The sequence below is a fragment of the Nonomuraea sp. SYSU D8015 genome (assembly GCF_008065375.1).
Lineage (GTDB): Bacteria > Actinomycetota > Actinomycetes > Streptosporangiales > Streptosporangiaceae > Nonomuraea.
The window spans coordinates 328,060-342,504 of record NZ_VJYI01000010.1 but is presented as its reverse complement, the minus strand read 5'-3'; the positions used below and the strand labels follow the sequence as shown (position 1 = coordinate 342,504).

The 14,445-nt window shown below is 72.2% G+C and carries 16 protein-coding genes; 9 read left to right on the top strand and 7 right to left on the bottom strand.

Annotation, left to right across the window (positions count from 1 at the left end; all coding sequences use genetic code 11):
* Nucleotides 1-110: 110 nt before the first annotated feature.
* From ID574_RS35890 to ID574_RS35875, 4 genes are read left to right on the top strand one after another with little or no spacing between them, the layout of a single operon-like run.
* Nucleotides 111-887, top strand: a complete 777-nt coding sequence (locus ID574_RS35890; RefSeq protein WP_188193426.1) for a hypothetical protein — start codon at nt 111-113, stop codon at nt 885-887.
* Nucleotides 884-2,020: a hypothetical protein gene (locus ID574_RS35885; RefSeq protein ID WP_188193425.1), complete on the top strand. Its 1,137-nt coding sequence runs from the start codon at nt 884-886 to the stop codon at nt 2,018-2,020. The genes ID574_RS35890 and ID574_RS35885 overlap by 4 nt, the downstream gene beginning before the upstream one ends.
* A 36-nt stretch (nt 2,021-2,056) precedes the next feature.
* On the top strand, nt 2,057-3,484 hold the full coding sequence (locus ID574_RS35880; RefSeq protein ID WP_188193424.1) for a hypothetical protein: 1,428 nt from the start codon (nt 2,057-2,059) through the stop codon (nt 3,482-3,484).
* A 43-nt stretch (nt 3,485-3,527) separates the two neighbouring features.
* Nucleotides 3,528-4,805 (top strand): AAA family ATPase, encoded by a 1,278-nt coding sequence (locus tag ID574_RS35875; protein WP_188193423.1) that lies wholly within the window; start codon nt 3,528-3,530, stop codon nt 4,803-4,805.
* A 55-nt stretch (nt 4,806-4,860) separates the two neighbouring features.
* Here ID574_RS35875 and ID574_RS35870 read toward each other — a convergent pair whose 3' ends face one another.
* The gene (locus ID574_RS35870) at nt 4,861-5,790 is read right to left on the bottom strand and encodes a GNAT family N-acetyltransferase (RefSeq protein WP_188193422.1); all 930 of its coding nucleotides are present in this window, start codon (nt 5,788-5,790) and stop codon (nt 4,861-4,863) included.
* A gap of 70 nt (nt 5,791-5,860) precedes the next feature.
* Between ID574_RS35870 and ID574_RS35865 the strand changes: the two genes are divergently transcribed.
* Nucleotides 5,861-6,181 (top strand): STAS domain-containing protein, encoded by a 321-nt coding sequence (locus ID574_RS35865; RefSeq protein ID WP_188193421.1) that lies wholly within the window; start codon nt 5,861-5,863, stop codon nt 6,179-6,181.
* On the opposite strand, the gene ID574_RS35860 is transcribed toward ID574_RS35865, so the two are convergent.
* Nucleotides 6,162-7,736, bottom strand: a complete 1,575-nt coding sequence (locus tag ID574_RS35860; protein WP_223167412.1) for an MDR family MFS transporter — start codon at nt 7,734-7,736, stop codon at nt 6,162-6,164. The genes ID574_RS35865 and ID574_RS35860 overlap by 20 nt on opposite strands.
* A gap of 99 nt (nt 7,737-7,835) precedes the next feature.
* On the opposite strand from ID574_RS35860, the gene ID574_RS35855 reads away from it, so the two are divergent.
* Nucleotides 7,836-8,381, top strand: a complete 546-nt coding sequence (locus tag ID574_RS35855; RefSeq protein ID WP_188193420.1) for a TetR/AcrR family transcriptional regulator — start codon at nt 7,836-7,838, stop codon at nt 8,379-8,381.
* Between the two features lie 89 nt (nt 8,382-8,470).
* Entirely contained in the window at nt 8,471-8,908 is a 438-nt protein-coding gene (locus ID574_RS35850; RefSeq protein WP_188193419.1) for an ATP-binding protein, read from the top strand.
* Between the two features lie 3 nt (nt 8,909-8,911).
* Here ID574_RS35850 and ID574_RS35845 read toward each other — a convergent pair whose 3' ends face one another.
* From ID574_RS35845 to ID574_RS35835, 3 genes are read right to left on the bottom strand one after another with little or no spacing between them, the layout of a single operon-like run.
* Complete coding sequence (locus ID574_RS35845; RefSeq protein WP_188193418.1) at nt 8,912-9,292, bottom strand: hypothetical protein; 381 nt, start codon at nt 9,290-9,292, stop codon at nt 8,912-8,914.
* A 58-nt stretch (nt 9,293-9,350) separates the two neighbouring features.
* Nucleotides 9,351-10,310 (bottom strand): Ppx/GppA family phosphatase, encoded by a 960-nt coding sequence (locus tag ID574_RS35840; RefSeq protein WP_188193417.1) that lies wholly within the window; start codon nt 10,308-10,310, stop codon nt 9,351-9,353.
* A 9-nt stretch (nt 10,311-10,319) separates the two neighbouring features.
* A complete protein-coding gene (locus ID574_RS35835) occupies nt 10,320-10,493 on the bottom strand; it encodes a hypothetical protein (protein ID WP_188193416.1) in 174 nt (57 codons plus the stop codon).
* Between the two features lie 142 nt (nt 10,494-10,635).
* On the opposite strand from ID574_RS35835, the gene ID574_RS35830 reads away from it, so the two are divergent.
* Both ID574_RS35830 and ID574_RS35825 read left to right on the top strand, forming a co-directional pair.
* A complete protein-coding gene (locus ID574_RS35830) occupies nt 10,636-11,451 on the top strand; it encodes a formylglycine-generating enzyme family protein (RefSeq protein WP_188193415.1) in 816 nt (271 codons plus the stop codon).
* 4 nt (nt 11,452-11,455) lie between these two features.
* A complete protein-coding gene (locus tag ID574_RS35825) occupies nt 11,456-12,631 on the top strand; it encodes a UDP-N-acetylglucosamine--N-acetylmuramyl-(pentapeptide) pyrophosphoryl-undecaprenol N-acetylglucosamine transferase (RefSeq protein ID WP_188193414.1) in 1,176 nt (391 codons plus the stop codon).
* On the opposite strand, the gene ID574_RS35820 is transcribed toward ID574_RS35825, so the two are convergent.
* Together ID574_RS35820 and ID574_RS35815 are read right to left on the bottom strand one after the other, a co-directional pair.
* Nucleotides 12,586-13,500 (bottom strand): hypothetical protein, encoded by a 915-nt coding sequence (locus tag ID574_RS35820; protein WP_223167411.1) that lies wholly within the window; start codon nt 13,498-13,500, stop codon nt 12,586-12,588. The genes ID574_RS35825 and ID574_RS35820 overlap by 46 nt on opposite strands.
* Before the next feature lie 21 nt (nt 13,501-13,521).
* Nucleotides 13,522-14,436, bottom strand: a complete 915-nt coding sequence (locus ID574_RS35815) for a hypothetical protein (protein ID WP_223167410.1) — start codon at nt 14,434-14,436, stop codon at nt 13,522-13,524.
* Nucleotides 14,437-14,445: the final 9 nt, after the last annotated feature.

The window sequence follows — 14,445 nt, the reverse complement described above, 5'->3', positions numbered from 1 at the left end:
CGGCGACGCCGAGCTTCATGAGACCGAGCGCCTTTACGCTGTAGATCACAGCCTTGCGACGATGTCGCGAAATTACTGGAAAATGCTGGGACTGCTGGTAGCCTCGCGGCATGAGTGACCGGCTGGACGATCTCGAGCGCCGGATCGACGAGCTGCGGGCCGGCGTGCGCACGGCCATGCGGGCCCGGGACGCCGCCACGGCGCGGACGATGCGGGCCGAGCTCCGCACCGCCGAGCGCGCCTGGGACGCCCTGGTGAGCGGCGAGCAGCCGCAGGCCGCGCCTGAGCCGCCCCCGCTGGTCACCGTGCGCGAGCAGGTCCATCAGGGGCTGCGCCTGCTCGGGGCGACGGCGCAGCCCCGCCTCATCGTGGCCGTCAGCGAGGCGTTCCACGGCGGCACGATCCGCAGCAGCCGGCTCACCAGCCTGCGCAGGGACGAGGAGCGCTCGTTCCGGTCCGCCCCGTACGGACGCCCGTACTACCTGTGCGCGGCGCTGACCGACCGCCTCTCCCCCGCCCGCGGCCTGCTCACGCTCAGCACCTGGCCGCTGGAGCGGCGCGTGGTCGGCCCGCTCAGCCCCCGCGTCGACTTCCTGACCTGCGCCATCGCGGTGGCCTCGCACGAGCCCGACTCCCGGGACGAGCGGGCGGCCCGGTTACTCGTCCGGATGGCCAGGAACATCCCCGGCGCCACCGGCGGCTCCCTGGGCCCGCCCGACCCGCGGCGGGTGATCGAGGCCGCCCGCGCCGAGCTCGCCGTGCACGCCGAGCGCGACACGCGCGACCGCGCCGAGCTGGCGCGACGCGCCGCCGCACAGCTGGATGACGCAGCCCGGCTGTTCGGCGCCGCTACGCTGAGCACGATCAAGAAGGAGTACGCCAAGTGAGCGGCTTGAAGCGCGAAGGCGACCACGTGCACAGGCTCGACGCGCTGCGGGGCACGACGCCGCCGCGGCCGCACGACGCCCGCGCCATAGCGGCCCTGGCCGCCAACCCCGGCTGCGCCCGCCGCGCCCTCATGGACGGCGCCGGCGTCGACAAGGACGCCGCGGCCCGGCACCTGGGGTTCCCCGCGCCGTTCGGGCAGTCGCCGTTCGCGATCACGCGCGGCAACGTGTTCGAGGCGCTGGTCAAGGCCGACGGGTGCGCGGAGCTGCTGCGGATGCTGCGCGAGCTGCTGGAGCTGCCGGTCGCCGAGGTGGCCTACCACGACGTCGAGAACGTCGGCGCCCACCTGCGCCACGCCCACACCCGCACCCTCATCGACCGGGCGGCGCGCGGCGCCGAGGACGCCGGCACGCTCTACGACCACCCGCTGCTCACCCTCGAGATCGCCGGCCACACCGCCTACCTGGAGCCGGACGTGGTGGCCTTCCAGCTCGGCGGCCGCTTCCACATCGTGGAGATCAAGTCGTTCCCGGTGATCGACGGGCAGGCCGACCCGTCGGCGGTGGCCGCGGCGGCCCGGCAGGCCGCGGTCTACGTGCTGGCGCTGCGCACCCTGCTGGAGGAGCTGGGCCACGACCCGCTGCGGGTCTCCCACGACGTGGTGCTGGTCTGCCCGGAGAACTTCGCCAACCGCCCGGTCGCGACCCTGGTCGACGTGCGCAGGCAACTGGCCGTGCTGCGGCGTCAGCTCACCAGGATGACCACGCTCGACCGGCTGCTGGCGGGGCTGCCCGACGATCTCACCTTCGACCTGCGGCCTGACGACGACGGCCGGCCCACCAGGCCGGTCGCCGAGCTGGCCGACGCGCTGCGCAGGACCACCGCACGGTACGCGCCCGACTGCCTGTCCACCTGCGACCTGTGCTTCTTCTGCCGCGACGAGGCCCGCCAGGAGGGCGCGTCCGACCTGCTCGGCCGGCAGGTGCGCGACGAGCTGGGCGGGGTCGCCTCGGTGGCCGAGGCGCTGGGCCTGGCCGACGGCGTGCGGGATCCGGCCGAGGGCCAGGAGGAGATCGCCCGGCTGCTCCGCAACGCCGAACGCCTCCGCGCGGAATGCCTCGAAGGTGTGTGAACACGTGAGCCCGCTGACCCCACGGGGGTGCCCGACGTGAGCCTGCTGACCTCGCTCGCCCGGCTGCGGGCCCTGGACGAGGGCATCGCGCAGCCCATCGCGACCGTCCGGCACTGCCATCTGTCGGAGCGGCCGATGGTGTTCATCCCGCTGAAGCTGTCCGGCGAGGCCGCCGCCCCGCTGGCCGCCATGCTCGGCACCGAACGCGACCGGCCGCACCTGCTCGTGGTGACCCAGCCGCGCAACCGCGACCTGCGCTTCGCCTGGGCGGCCGAGCTGGCCGGGGTGCTCCTGCCGTACCTCGAGAGTTTCCTCGCCGACACCGAGACGGTCGAGCGGCGCGGCGCCGACCCCTATGAGCGGGTCCTGGACGCTCCGCAGCTCCTCGTCCCGAACGCCGCGGGCGTGGCCTTCACCAGGCTTCTCGGCCGTTCCACCCGCTTCCGCCGCGCCGACGGGCCCTATCCGGTGCCGGAGGAGGTGCCGCTGCTGGGGCGGTGGCTGACGTACTTCGCGGAGCGGGCCGCCTACCCGGGCTCGTCGCTCATGCTGGCCGCGACCGAGGAGCTCGGGCGGCACTGGGCCAGCGGGCAGAGCTCGCTCGAGGACGCCAACCTGGCCGCGCTGCTCGGCTGGATCACCGAGGGGCCGGACGACGCCGCCGAGGACCCGCTGATCTGGCCGCCCGCCGGGCCCGCGACCGACCCGGGGTTCGACGCGGAGGTGCTCGCGCCGGCCATCGAGAGCGGGTCGGCCGAGCGCGTCACCGAGGCGCTGCGCACCCAGCTGGAGCCCACGTGGCGGCTCACGTGGCAGGCGTTCGACCTGCTGGGCGGCCTGGAGGCGGGCGCGAGCACGGCGCAGCGGTGGGAGCAGGACCGCGGCTCGTTCAGCGGCATGGCGCAGAGCATCGCCGAGGGCGGGCCGCCGCAGCCCCGCCGCGACGGCGCGGTGGCCGCGGCCGCCAAGCTGGCCCGCATGGAGCGCGCCCAGGCCGCGTACGACGTGCAGCGCGCCTACGACGATCCGCTGATCATGGCGGAGTACCGCCTCACCGGGGAGGCGTTCGCCGGCGAGGTGATCGAGACCGTCCCGGACAACGTCGAGGGCGAGGGCCGCTCCCGCAAGCTCCGCCCGCTCGTGGTGATCAAAACCGACGATCCGGTCCGTCTCACGCCCGGCACGTCGCTCGGCACCCCGCAGCGCCGCGGCCAGGGCGCCGAGCTGGTGTCCGCGGACGGAGGGCTGGTCACCGTGAAGATCACCAAGGGCATGGGCCGGGGCAAGACGGCCGCGCCGGGGGCCGTGCCCGAGATCGGCGAGCGGGTCTGCTACACCTCGCTCACCGACGACTTCCAGGGCTCGCCCAGCCTGCCCGACGCCGAGGCCACACCGTGGACGCACGGCGGGCCGCCGCAGGAGTACGTGCCCGACGACGAGGACGCCCAGGAGGAGTGGTCGTGACGTCGACCCACGGAAGGCCCGGCCGCCACGCCGGAGGAGACCGGTGACCGACAGCCCTGAGCAGGTCATCGGGAACGTGCTGGCCGACCTGCCCCGGCACCGGGGCGTGGTCGTCGACTCGCCGCCCGGGGCGGGCAAGTCCACCCTCGTCGTGCGCGCGGCCGCGCACATCGCGGCCACCGGCGAGCCGCTGATGATCGTCGCCCAGACGAACGAGCAGGTCGACGACCTGGTCGCCAGGATCACGGACAAACACCCGCGGCTGACCGTGGGGCGGCTGTCGGCGAGCGGGTACGTGCCGCCGCTGCGGCTGCTGGAGCTGCCCGGCGTCCGGTTCGGCACCCGGATCCAGGACCTCGGCGACCCGGACATCGTCATCGCCACCGCCGACAAGTGGGCGTGGATCGGCGACCGGGTGTGGCCGTGGGCGATCGTGGACGAGGCGTACCAGATGCGCTCGGACAAGCTGCTGCGGATCGCGGGGTTGTTCGAGCGGGCGTTGTTCGTGGGCGATCCGGGGCAGCTCGACCCGTTCTCGATCGTGGACGGCGACCGGTGGTCGGGGCTGTCGTGGGATCCCCTGCAGAGCGCGGTGTCGGTGCTGCTGCGGCACAACCCCGACCTGCCGGTGCACCGGCTGCCGGTGTCGTGGCGGCTGCCGGCCTCGGCCGCGCCCGTGGTGTCGCGGGCGTTCTACCCGTTCACCGGGTTCCGGTCGGGGACCGGGCCCGGGGACCGGCGGCTGGAGCTGGTGACGGGCGGCATGGGGACCGTGCACGACCGGGCGCTGGAGGAGGCGGCCCGGTCGGGGTGGGCGCTGCTGGAGCTGCCGAACCGGCACACCGTGCGTACGGACGGGGAGGCCGTGCAGGCGGTGGCGCTACTGGCCTCACGGCTGCTGCAGCGCGGTGCGGTGGCGAGCTCGGAACAGGGTGAGCGGCCGGTGACGGCGGACCGGATCGCGGTGGGAGCCGCCCACCGCGATCAGGTGGCCGCCATCCGCGCCGCCGGGCTCCCGGCCGAGATCACCGTGGACACGGCGAACCGGCTTCAGGGGCGTGAGTACGACGTGACGATCGTCCTGCACCCGCTGTCGGGACGGCGGGACGCGACCGCCTTCCATCTGGAGGCGGGACGGCTGTGCGTGCTCGCCTCACGGCACCGGCACGCGTGCGTGGTGGTGGCCCGGGCCGGCATCGCCGAACTGCTGGACGCACATCCGTCGGCGGAGCCGGTGCAGCTGGGGGTGCCGGTGAAGTTCCCGGACGGCTGGGAGGCCAACCAGTCGGTCCTCGACCATTTGTCCCGCCATCGGGTGTAGGCCGGGCCGCACGACAGCGGCGCCGGCGTGTGGTGCCGGAACCGCCGGGGGTGGGTCAGAGGCGGCGGCGCCAGACGTCGATGGCCAGGACCTGACGCATTCCCGCCGACTCGTACAACCCCAGCGCGGGCGTGGTGTTGTTGGAGTCGACGTGCAGGATCGTGCCCTTGCGGCCGCGGGCGGCGTCGGCCGCGAAGGCGTTGCTCAGCAGGAAGCGCCCCAGCCCCCGCCCCCGGAACTCGGGCAGCACCGCCAGTGTGGCCACGTAGCCGCAGTCCTCGTCCGCCACGAACTGGTTGTTGCCGATGAGCACCCCGGCCGGCCGCCCGTCGAGGCGGGCGAGGGTGAGCTGGCTCCAGTCGGTGACGCTCATCGCCTGCCGCCGCTCGTACCACGGCTCGTAGTCCACCTTGACGAAGCCGAAGTGCTGCGCGAAGCCCTCCTGCTGGACGCGGTGGGCCTCCCGCCGCACCTCGTCGCTCTCGCCGGTCTCCAGCGTGAGCCCGGCAGGCGGGGCCGGCGGCTCGACGGGGCCGTCGTGGTCGATGCGCATGCGGTGGAAGCTGGTCGCGGGCTCGAAGCCGTGCTCCTTGGCCAGGGCCTGCTTGGCGTGGTCGGCGCGGTAGACGCCGAGGTCGGCGGTGACGTGGTCGTGGCCGCGCTCGGCGGCCAGCTCGCGGGCGCGCGTGGTCACCGTGCGCAGCAGCTCGCCGGCGAGCCCGTCGGCGCCGGGGCGGACGATCACCTCGATCTCCACCAGGTCGCTGTCGCCGTTGGCGCACGCCCACGCCCAGGCCAGCAGCGTGCCGTCGGCGTCGTGGACCAGCCAGCCGTCCCTGTCGCGGTCGAAGCCGGGCTCGACCAGCTCGTCGGCGATGTCGTCCAGCGTCATGTCCGGCCGGCCGATGACCGCGGTGTCGTAGGCTGCGACGAGCTCGTGGATGGCGACGGCGTCCTGGAGCCGCGGCCGGCTGATGGCGTGCATGAGACGGCATTGTGCAGGGTTCGCCCGCCCCCGCGCCTCCCATTTTCGGCGGCTCGCTAAGCTGTGTGGCGTGCTTGACAGGGTGCCGCTGCGCATCGAGGTCGCCGCGCCCGACGCGACGACCGTCGCGCTCGCGCTCAGTGGCGATCTCGACCACGGCTCGGTGTCCCAGCTGGCGGCCCTGACGTTCGCGGAGGGATACCGCAGGATCGACGTGGACCTGTCGGCGCTCACCTTCATCGACTCATCCGGCCTGGCCGCGCTGGTGGGCCTCCACCAGCGCGCCGCGGACGCCGAGGCCGTGGTCGCCGTGGTGGCGTTGACGCCCTACCTGCGCGGCCTGTTCAAGATGACCGCGCTCGACCAGTTGTTCACTTTGCCGCCGGGGTGACGGCCTCCTCCGCCGGAGGGGCCTCGGCCGGCGCGCCGCCGCGCAGCGGGATCTCCTTGACGAACGCCGCCAGCACCGGCACCACCACCGCGAACGCGACGGCCCACCAGAACAGGCCCGAGAGCGACGTCGCCAGCGACTCCAGCAGGCCGGTGCGCTGCGCCGCCGGCATCGCGGCGAGCGCCGCGGGGTCCATCCGTCCGCCGCCTTGGGCGATCTGCTCCGCCGCCTGCGGGCCGATCCGGGCGGTCAGCTCGGACAGGAAGTGGCTGTTGAAGATCGCGCCGAGCACGGAGACGCCGAACGAGCCGCCGATCGACCGGAAGAACGTGCTCGTGCTGCTGGCGACGCCCATGTCGCGCTGCTCGACGCTGTTCTGCGCGATGAGCAGCGTGGTCTGCATGAGGAAGCCCATGCCGAGGCCGAGCACCGCGATGTAGACGCCGGTCAGCCAGGCGGGGGTGGCCACGCCCATCGTCGACAGCAGCCACATGCCGGCCACCATGCCGACGCCGCCGAGCACGGGGTAGATCTTGTACTTGCCGGTGCTGGTGATGGCCTTGCCGACGTACAGCGACACGACCATGGCGGCTCCCATCATGGGCAGGAGCAGCAGCCCGGAGTCGGTGGCGCTGGCGCCCTGCACGGTCTGCTGGAACAGCGGCAGGAAGTTGATCGCGCCGAACATGGCGAAGCCGAGCAGGAAGCCGATGAGCGAGATCAGCGTGAAGTTGCGGTTCGCGAACAGCTGCAACGGCATGATCGGCTCGACCGCCCTGCGCTCGACGAGCACGAACGCGGCCAGCGTGACCACGGCGAGGGCGGCCAGGGCGAGGATCTGCCAGGAGCCCCACGCATATTCGTTGCCACCCCACGTCGTGATCAGCACCATCGCGGTGATGCCGATCGACAGCAGGATCGCGCCTGCCCAGTCGATGCGGACCGTGATGTTCGGCTTGGGCAGGCGCAGGTTGATCATGATGAGGACCAGCGCGACCGCGCCGACCGGCAGGTTCACGTAGAAGGCCCAGCGCCAGTCGAGGTGGTCGGTGATGAAGCCGCCGACCAGCGGGCCGGCGATCATCGCCAGCGACATGACGCCGGCCATGATGCCCTGGTACTGGCCGCGCTCGCGGGGCGGCACCAGGTCGCCGATGATCGCCATGACGTTCACGAGCAGGCCGCCCGCGCCGAGCCCCTGGATCGCGCGGAAGGCGATCAGCTCGGCCATGCCGCCCTCCGGCCCGCCGAACAGCGGCGACCCGGCCATGCCGCACAGCGCGGACCCGATCATGAAGATGACGATCGAGATGATGAAGATGGACTTGCGCCCGTACAGGTCGCCGATCTTGCCCCAGATGGGGGTGGAGACCGTCGTGCCCAGCACGTACGCCGTGACGACCCACGACAGATGCGACAGACCGCCGAGCTCCCCCACGATCCGCGGCATGGCCGTGCCCACGATCATGTTGTCGAGCATCGCCAGCACCATCGCCAGCATCAGCCCCGGCAGGACGACCATGACCTCTCTGCGCCGCCCGGCTGCCTCCGCCACCGCACACCCCCCGTCTTGAATCTTGCTTACTTGCCGACCGGCAAGCCTAGAATAAGGTAAATACCTACTTGTCGGCCGTCAAGCTGAAATAGGTGCAAGGTGCGCGAAGACACACGAACCCGGATCCAGGAGATCGCGCTGCGGCTCTTCACCGAGCAGGGGTACGAAGCCACCTCGCTCCGGGAGATCGCCGAGGAGCTGGGCGTGACCAAGGCCGCGCTCTACTACCACTTCAAGACCAAGGACGACATCGTGGCGAGCCTGGTCGACCTCCGCATCGCCGAGCTGGAGGAGCTGCTCGCCTGGTCGAGGTCCCAGCCGAAGACGCCGGAGACGCGGCGCCGGCTGCTGGAGCGCTACGCCGAGAACCTCAAGCTGCCCCGCACCCGCGACGTCACCCGGTTCCTGGAGCGCAACCAGACGGCGATGCGCGACCATCCGAAGATCGAGAAGATGCGCGAGTCGATGCTGGCGCTGACGGTGGAGCTGAGCGATCCGGACGCCACGCCTGCGGAGCGGATCAGCCGCGCTCTGGCGCTGTTCGCCCTGCACGCGGGCAAGTGGCTGACGCAGCAGGGCGACCTCACCGAGGACGAGATCGACAAAGCGTCCATGGAGGTGGCCAGGCGGCTGCTGGAGATGTAGCCCTTCCGGACGTATAGCCCCGAAAGGGACGATTGGGGCACTGGATCGGGGGCAGGGGGCAGGCACGCATCCATACGGGAGGAGGCGCAGTGGAGGCCACGATAGCGCTCCGACTGCCCAGGGATGCGGCGAGCGTCCCGCTGATCAGGCAGTTGCTGGACGGCACGCTGCGGTCGCTCGGTGTCGAGCCGCAGGTCCGCGACGACATCGAGCTCATGCTCACCGAGGCGTGCTCCAACGTCGTCAGGCATGCCGAGCCCAGCGACGAATACACCGTCAGCGCCGCCGTCCACGATCACGTGTGCGTCATCAGGGTCGTGGACACCGGAGCCGGCTTCGACCCCCGCAAGGTCATCGACGGCTTCCCGGAGCCGGGAGCCGAGGGCGGCCGGGGACTGCAGATCATGCGAGCGCTCGCCGATGACATCCGCTTCACCAACAGGCACGACAACGGGGCCATGGTGTGCCTCGAGAAGAGGCTGCGGTACGCGCCGGGATCGGCGGGCCCGCACCTCATGGCCACATGATCGCTACAGCCGGGAGTGCCGCTCCACCGGCCGGCCCCCACGCCCGGGGCGGCGCGGAGCTCCGCCGAGGCGCAGGCGCTCCCTGGCTCCCTCTCTGGACCCCTCTCCGGACACGGCGCCGCCGAGCCGCAAGCGCCGTCGCAACCGGGGCGTCGAACCGCTCAGCTCCCCCTGCCGCCGTTCGGGCACCCCGCTCCCGCTGAGCTTCACGGTCAGCCGCTCCTGCCTGGGCGCCAGCCGCCGCCAGAGCCTGCGCCAGTCCGTCATCGACCCGGCCAGGGCGGCGAGCGTGACCAGGACGATCACGGAGATGACCAGGATGGCCAGGACGACCAGCAGGAGGACGACCACCAAGGACCCGATGGTGCCGAGCAATTCCACCATTTGGCGGAGATTGCCCAGCCCTCAGCCATCTATGCCGATATTTCGGGCTATATCGTCCTTACTCGGATGTAGGGACGGACTTGTCGTGACGTCCGGGCAGGAGGTCGAGCCTGCGCAGTATCACTCCCTCGCGCAGCGCCCACGGGCACACGTCGAGCCGGTCCACCTCGAACAGGTCCATGGCCGCGTCGGCCACCAGCGCCCCGGCCGCGAGCTGCCCCGCCCGCCCCTCGGACACCCCGGGCAGGTCCGCGCGCTCGGCCGCCGTCATGGTGGTGAGCTTGACCGCCCAGTCGGCCATGTCCTGTCTGGTGAGCGAGCGCGGCAAGTAGGGGCCGTCGCTGGAGGGCGCGGCCCCGGCGATCCTGGCGAGCTGCCTGAAGGTCTTGGAGGTGGCGACCGCGCGGTCGGGCTCGCCGTACCTGACGACGTCGCCGACGGTGCGGGCGATCTCGGTGCGTACGTGCTTGCGCAGCTTGCGCACCTCGTCGGCGGGCGGCGGGTCGGCGGTGAACCAGTCGCGGGTCAGCCGCCCGGCCCCCAGGGGCAGCGACACGGCCACGTCGGGCTCCTCGTCCACCCCCGCGGCGATCTCCAGGGAGCCGCCCCCGATGTCGAAGACCAGCAGCCGCCCCGACGACCAGCCGAACCACCGGCGCACGGCCAGGAACGTCAGCCTGGCCTCGTCGCGCCCGGACAGCACCTCGATGTGCACGCCACAGGAGTTCTCGACGCGGGCGAGCACATCCTCGCCGTTGGCCGCCTCGCGCACGGCGGAGGTGGCGAAGGCCAGCAGGTCCTCCACGCCCTTGTCCTCGGCCATGTGCACGGCCTCATCGACGAAGGCGCACAGCCGCTCGATGCCCTTCTCCTGCAGGCGGTTGTCCTTGCCGAGGTATTCCGTCAGGCGGAGCCCCTCCTTGTGGGAGAAGGCGGGAATCGGCCGGGCGCCCCGATGGGCGTCGACGACCAGTAGGTGGACGGTGTTCGAGCCGATGTCCAGCACGCCGAGTCGCATGGGCAAACGCTACCGTTCCGCCGTATTCACGGCGACGCGGAGGGTGAGGTGTCGAAGGGTGGCGGTCAGCGGATCCTCCAAGGTGACGTACGGGGTGACCGAGCGCCCGGGCGGCGCCGGCGTGACCGCGCGGACGAGCGCGTCCGCGGGTGTGGCCCGAGGCCGCCGGGTGATCGTGGGCACGCTGCAGGGACTACCCTTCGGTGGTGTCATGACACGTTTGGGGGGATCGTTGAGCGCTTGCTGTGGTCCGAGCAGGGATGGCGGCGCCGGGACGCGCCATGCGCCCGCCGCGGTCACCGTGCGGCGGACGGCGCCGCGCGGCATGATCCGCATTCCCGGCGGGACGTTCCTCATGGGTGGTGACGACCCGGACGGCCGGCCCGAGGACGGCGAGGGGCCCGTCAGGGAGGTGCGGCTCGACCCGTACATGATCGATCCGACGTGCGTGACGAACGCGCAGTTCGCCACGTTCGTCAAGGAGACCGGATACGTCACCGAGGCCGAGCGGATCGGCTGGTCCTTCGTGTTCCGCCAGTTCGCCACGGGCGGGGTGATGGACGCGACCGTGCCGGGCGCGCCCTGGTGGGTGGGCGTCGAGGGGGCCACGTGGCGCTCCCCCGAAGGCCCCGGCTCGTCGATCGGCGACCGCCAGAACCACCCGGTCGTGCATGTGTCGTGGAACGACGCCACCGCGTACGCCGCCTGGGCCGGCAAGCGGCTGCCCACGGAGGCGGAGTGGGAGATGGCCGCCCGCGGCGGCCTGGAGCAGAAGCGCTACCCGTGGGGCGACGAGCTGGCGCCCAAGGGGCGGCAGCGGTGCAACATCTGGCAGGGGCGCTTCCCGACCGCGCCGAGCCAGGGGACAGTGCCGGTCAAGTCGTTCCAGCCCAACGGGTACGGCCTGTACAACGTGTCCGGCAACGTGTGGGAGTGGACGGCCGACTGGTGGGGCACGACGTGGGAGCCCTTCGCCGAGAACCCGGAGGGGCCGGCCGAGGGCACGGCGAAAGTGATCCGCGGCGGCTCGTACATGTGCCACGACTCCTACTGCAACCGCTACCGGGTGGCCGCCCGCACGGCGAACACCCCGGACTCCTCGACCGGGCACACGGGGTTCCGCTGTGCGGCCATAGTCTGATCGCATGTCACGAACCCTGCGACTGCTGATCACCGGCGGCGGCACCGGTGGTCACACCTACCCGGCCCTGACGACCCTGTCGGCCCTCCAGCGCCGTCAGGTGCCGCACGACGTGCTCTGGGTCGGAACGGCCAGCGGCCTGGAGGCCAGGATCACGGCCGAGCACGGCATCCCGTTCAAGGCGATCACCACGGGCAAGCTGCGCCGCCGCCCCAACCTCAAGGAGCTGGGCACCAACATCGCCGACGTGTTCCGCATCCCGGTCGGGGTGTGCCAGGCGATCGGGCACGCGGCCCGCTACCTGCCCGACGTGGTGCTGTCGACCGGGGGTTACGTGGCGGTGCCCATCGGGGTGGCGGCCAAGCTGATCCGGCGGCCGCTGGTGATGCACGAGCAGACGACCGTGGTGGGGCTGGCCAACCGGATCCTGTCCAGGCTCGCGACGAGGATCGCGCTGTCGCACGAGTCGTCGCTCGGCTACTTGCCGGAGCCGGCCAGGAAGAAGGCGGTCGTGACCGGCAATCCGATCCGGCCGGAGCTGCTGCAGGGCAACCGGGCGGCGGCGTACGACCTGTTCGGGCTGACGTTCGAGGTGCCGCTGATCTACGTGACGGGCGGCGCGACCGGCAGCAAGCAGATCAACACGCTGATCACGGAGATCCTGCCGCGGCTGCTGCCGCACGCCCAGGTCGTGCACCAGTGCGGGCCCGCCTGGATCGACCACATGCGGGCCGTCGAGGTGCCCGCCGATCTGGCCGAGCGCTACCACCCGGTGCCGTACGTCGGCGGGGAGCTGGCCGACCTGTTCGCCGCCGCCGACGTGGTGATCTCACGCAGCGGCGCCGGCACGGTGTCGGAGCTGACCGCCATCGGCAAGCCCTCCGTGCTGATCCCGCTGATCCCGACCGGCGGCGACGAGCAGCGCAAGAACGCCGCCTACCTCGCCTCGGCGGGCGCGGCGCGGGCGCTGCTGGAGCCGCGTCCGACGGCCGACCAGTTGCTGGCCGAGCTGATGCCGCTGCTGGCCGATCCCGGGCTGCGGGCGTCGATGGGGCAGGCCGCCGCCAAGCTCGGCCGCGTGGACGCCGCCGACGCGCTGTGCGACCTGCTGCTGGAGGTCGCACACGGCGGGGCTCAGGCGCCGTCCTCGGGCTCTTTCGGCGGGGCCGGGTCCAGGTAGCCGAACGCCTCGCGGGCGGAGCTCACGCTCCGCCTGAGCGCCTGTTCGAGGCTGTCGGCGTCGGCGGCCAGCCGTTCCAGCTCCGGCACGGCGAAGCCGTCCGCGCCGGTCTCGGCCACGAGCTCCTCGTACTGGTGCAGCCGGGCGCGCAGCTCCTCGATCTGCTGGTGGGCGCGGTAGGCGCGCTCGGCCTCGGTGACGTTGGCCGCGTAACGTTCCAGCGCCTCGACGCGGGCGACCACGGCGGCCTCACTGCTGTCGAGCGCCCGCGCCAGGGGCGCCGCCACGGCCTCGACCTCGGGCGTGAGCCCCCGTGAGACGGTCTCCCTGTGCTTGGCGCGCAGCGCCGACAGTTTGGCCAGGAGCCGGGCGATCTCCCACTCCTGGGCGGGCAGCATCACGGCGTTGCGCGCGTCGTCCAGGAGCCCTTCGGCGTTGACCCGGGAGCCGGTCACGGTGGCGATGGCCCGCTGGGCTCGGGTGAGCAGCCGCCTGGAGGACTCGTCGAGGTCGTCGGTCAGCACGTAGCGGCCCTCGTACCAGCGCAGCTGCTCGTAGATGTCGCGCTCGAAGTCGTCCTCCTCGTCGCCCGGCAGGTCGTTGCGGACGAACAGCACGAGCATGAGGGGGATGCCGAAGAGCACGAGCATGAGCAGGCCGAGACCCCTGCCCGCGGCGCCTAAACCGAGCATCAGTCCGAAGAAGGCCACGGTGGCGAAGGCCGCCACCATGCGCCAGTGCGCGCTCGTCAGGACTCTGCGCGGCTGCGGGACCCAGCCCTGGCGCATCTTGATGAGGACCCGCCGGCTCTCTTTCAGCAGCTGCGCGTCGTCCGGCGGTACTCCGGGATCTACCACCACATCCGCCACAAAATTGGATCCTAAGCGAAGTCACCCCCTTAGGTGGCGAAAAGCCTCGTGTGCGGAGCTGACACTGTCCCGTAACGCCTGCTCAAGACGGTCGGCGTCATCCGACAATCTGCCGAGTTCCGGCACGGCGGACTCGTCGGCTCCCGACTCCGCGAGGAGCTCCTCGTAGCGGGGCAGCCTGGCGCTGAGCCGCTCGATCTGGCTCCGTGCGCGGTAGGCGCGCTCGGCGTCGGCGACGTGGCCGGCGTAACGTTCCAGGGCCTCGACGCGGGCGAGCACGGCCCGGTTGCTGCTGTCCAGCGCGTGGGCGAGGGGCTCCGCCACGGCGGCCACCTCCGGAGTGACGCCCTCGGAGACGACCTCCTGGTGCTCGGCGCGCAGCTCGGACAGCTTGGCGAGGAGCCGGGCGATCTCCCACTCCTGGGCCGGCAGCATCACGGCGTTGCGCGCGTCGTCCAGCAGGCCCTCGGCGTTGACCCGGGACTCCATGACCCCCTCGACCGCCGTGCGGGTGCGGGCCATGAGAGCGCGGGCGGGCTCGTCGAGGTCGCCGGCCAGGAGGTAGCGGCCGGCGTACTCGCGGCTCGCGTCGTGGACGTGGCGTTCGAGCGCCCGGCGGCGCTCCACCTCGGCGTCGGGCCTGCCCCTGACCAGGACGGCGACGATCAGCAGCGCGGCCCCGGTCATGATCACCACGAACGGCGTGTACATCCCCGCGGCGAAGAGGGCGAGGCCGTAGACGGCGGCCAGCGCGGCCGTCCCGGTGACGGCCAGCCTGGCGGTGAAGCCGGCCCAGCTGGCGATGAGGCGGGGGCGCTTGTGCGCGGGCGCCCAGCCTTCGTGGATGCGGGCGAGGAGTTCGGGGTTGTCACGCAGGAGGCTTGCGACGTCGTGAGGCACCGCCGGGTCGACCATCACCTCATGGCGTCGGGGCACGTTGTTGAT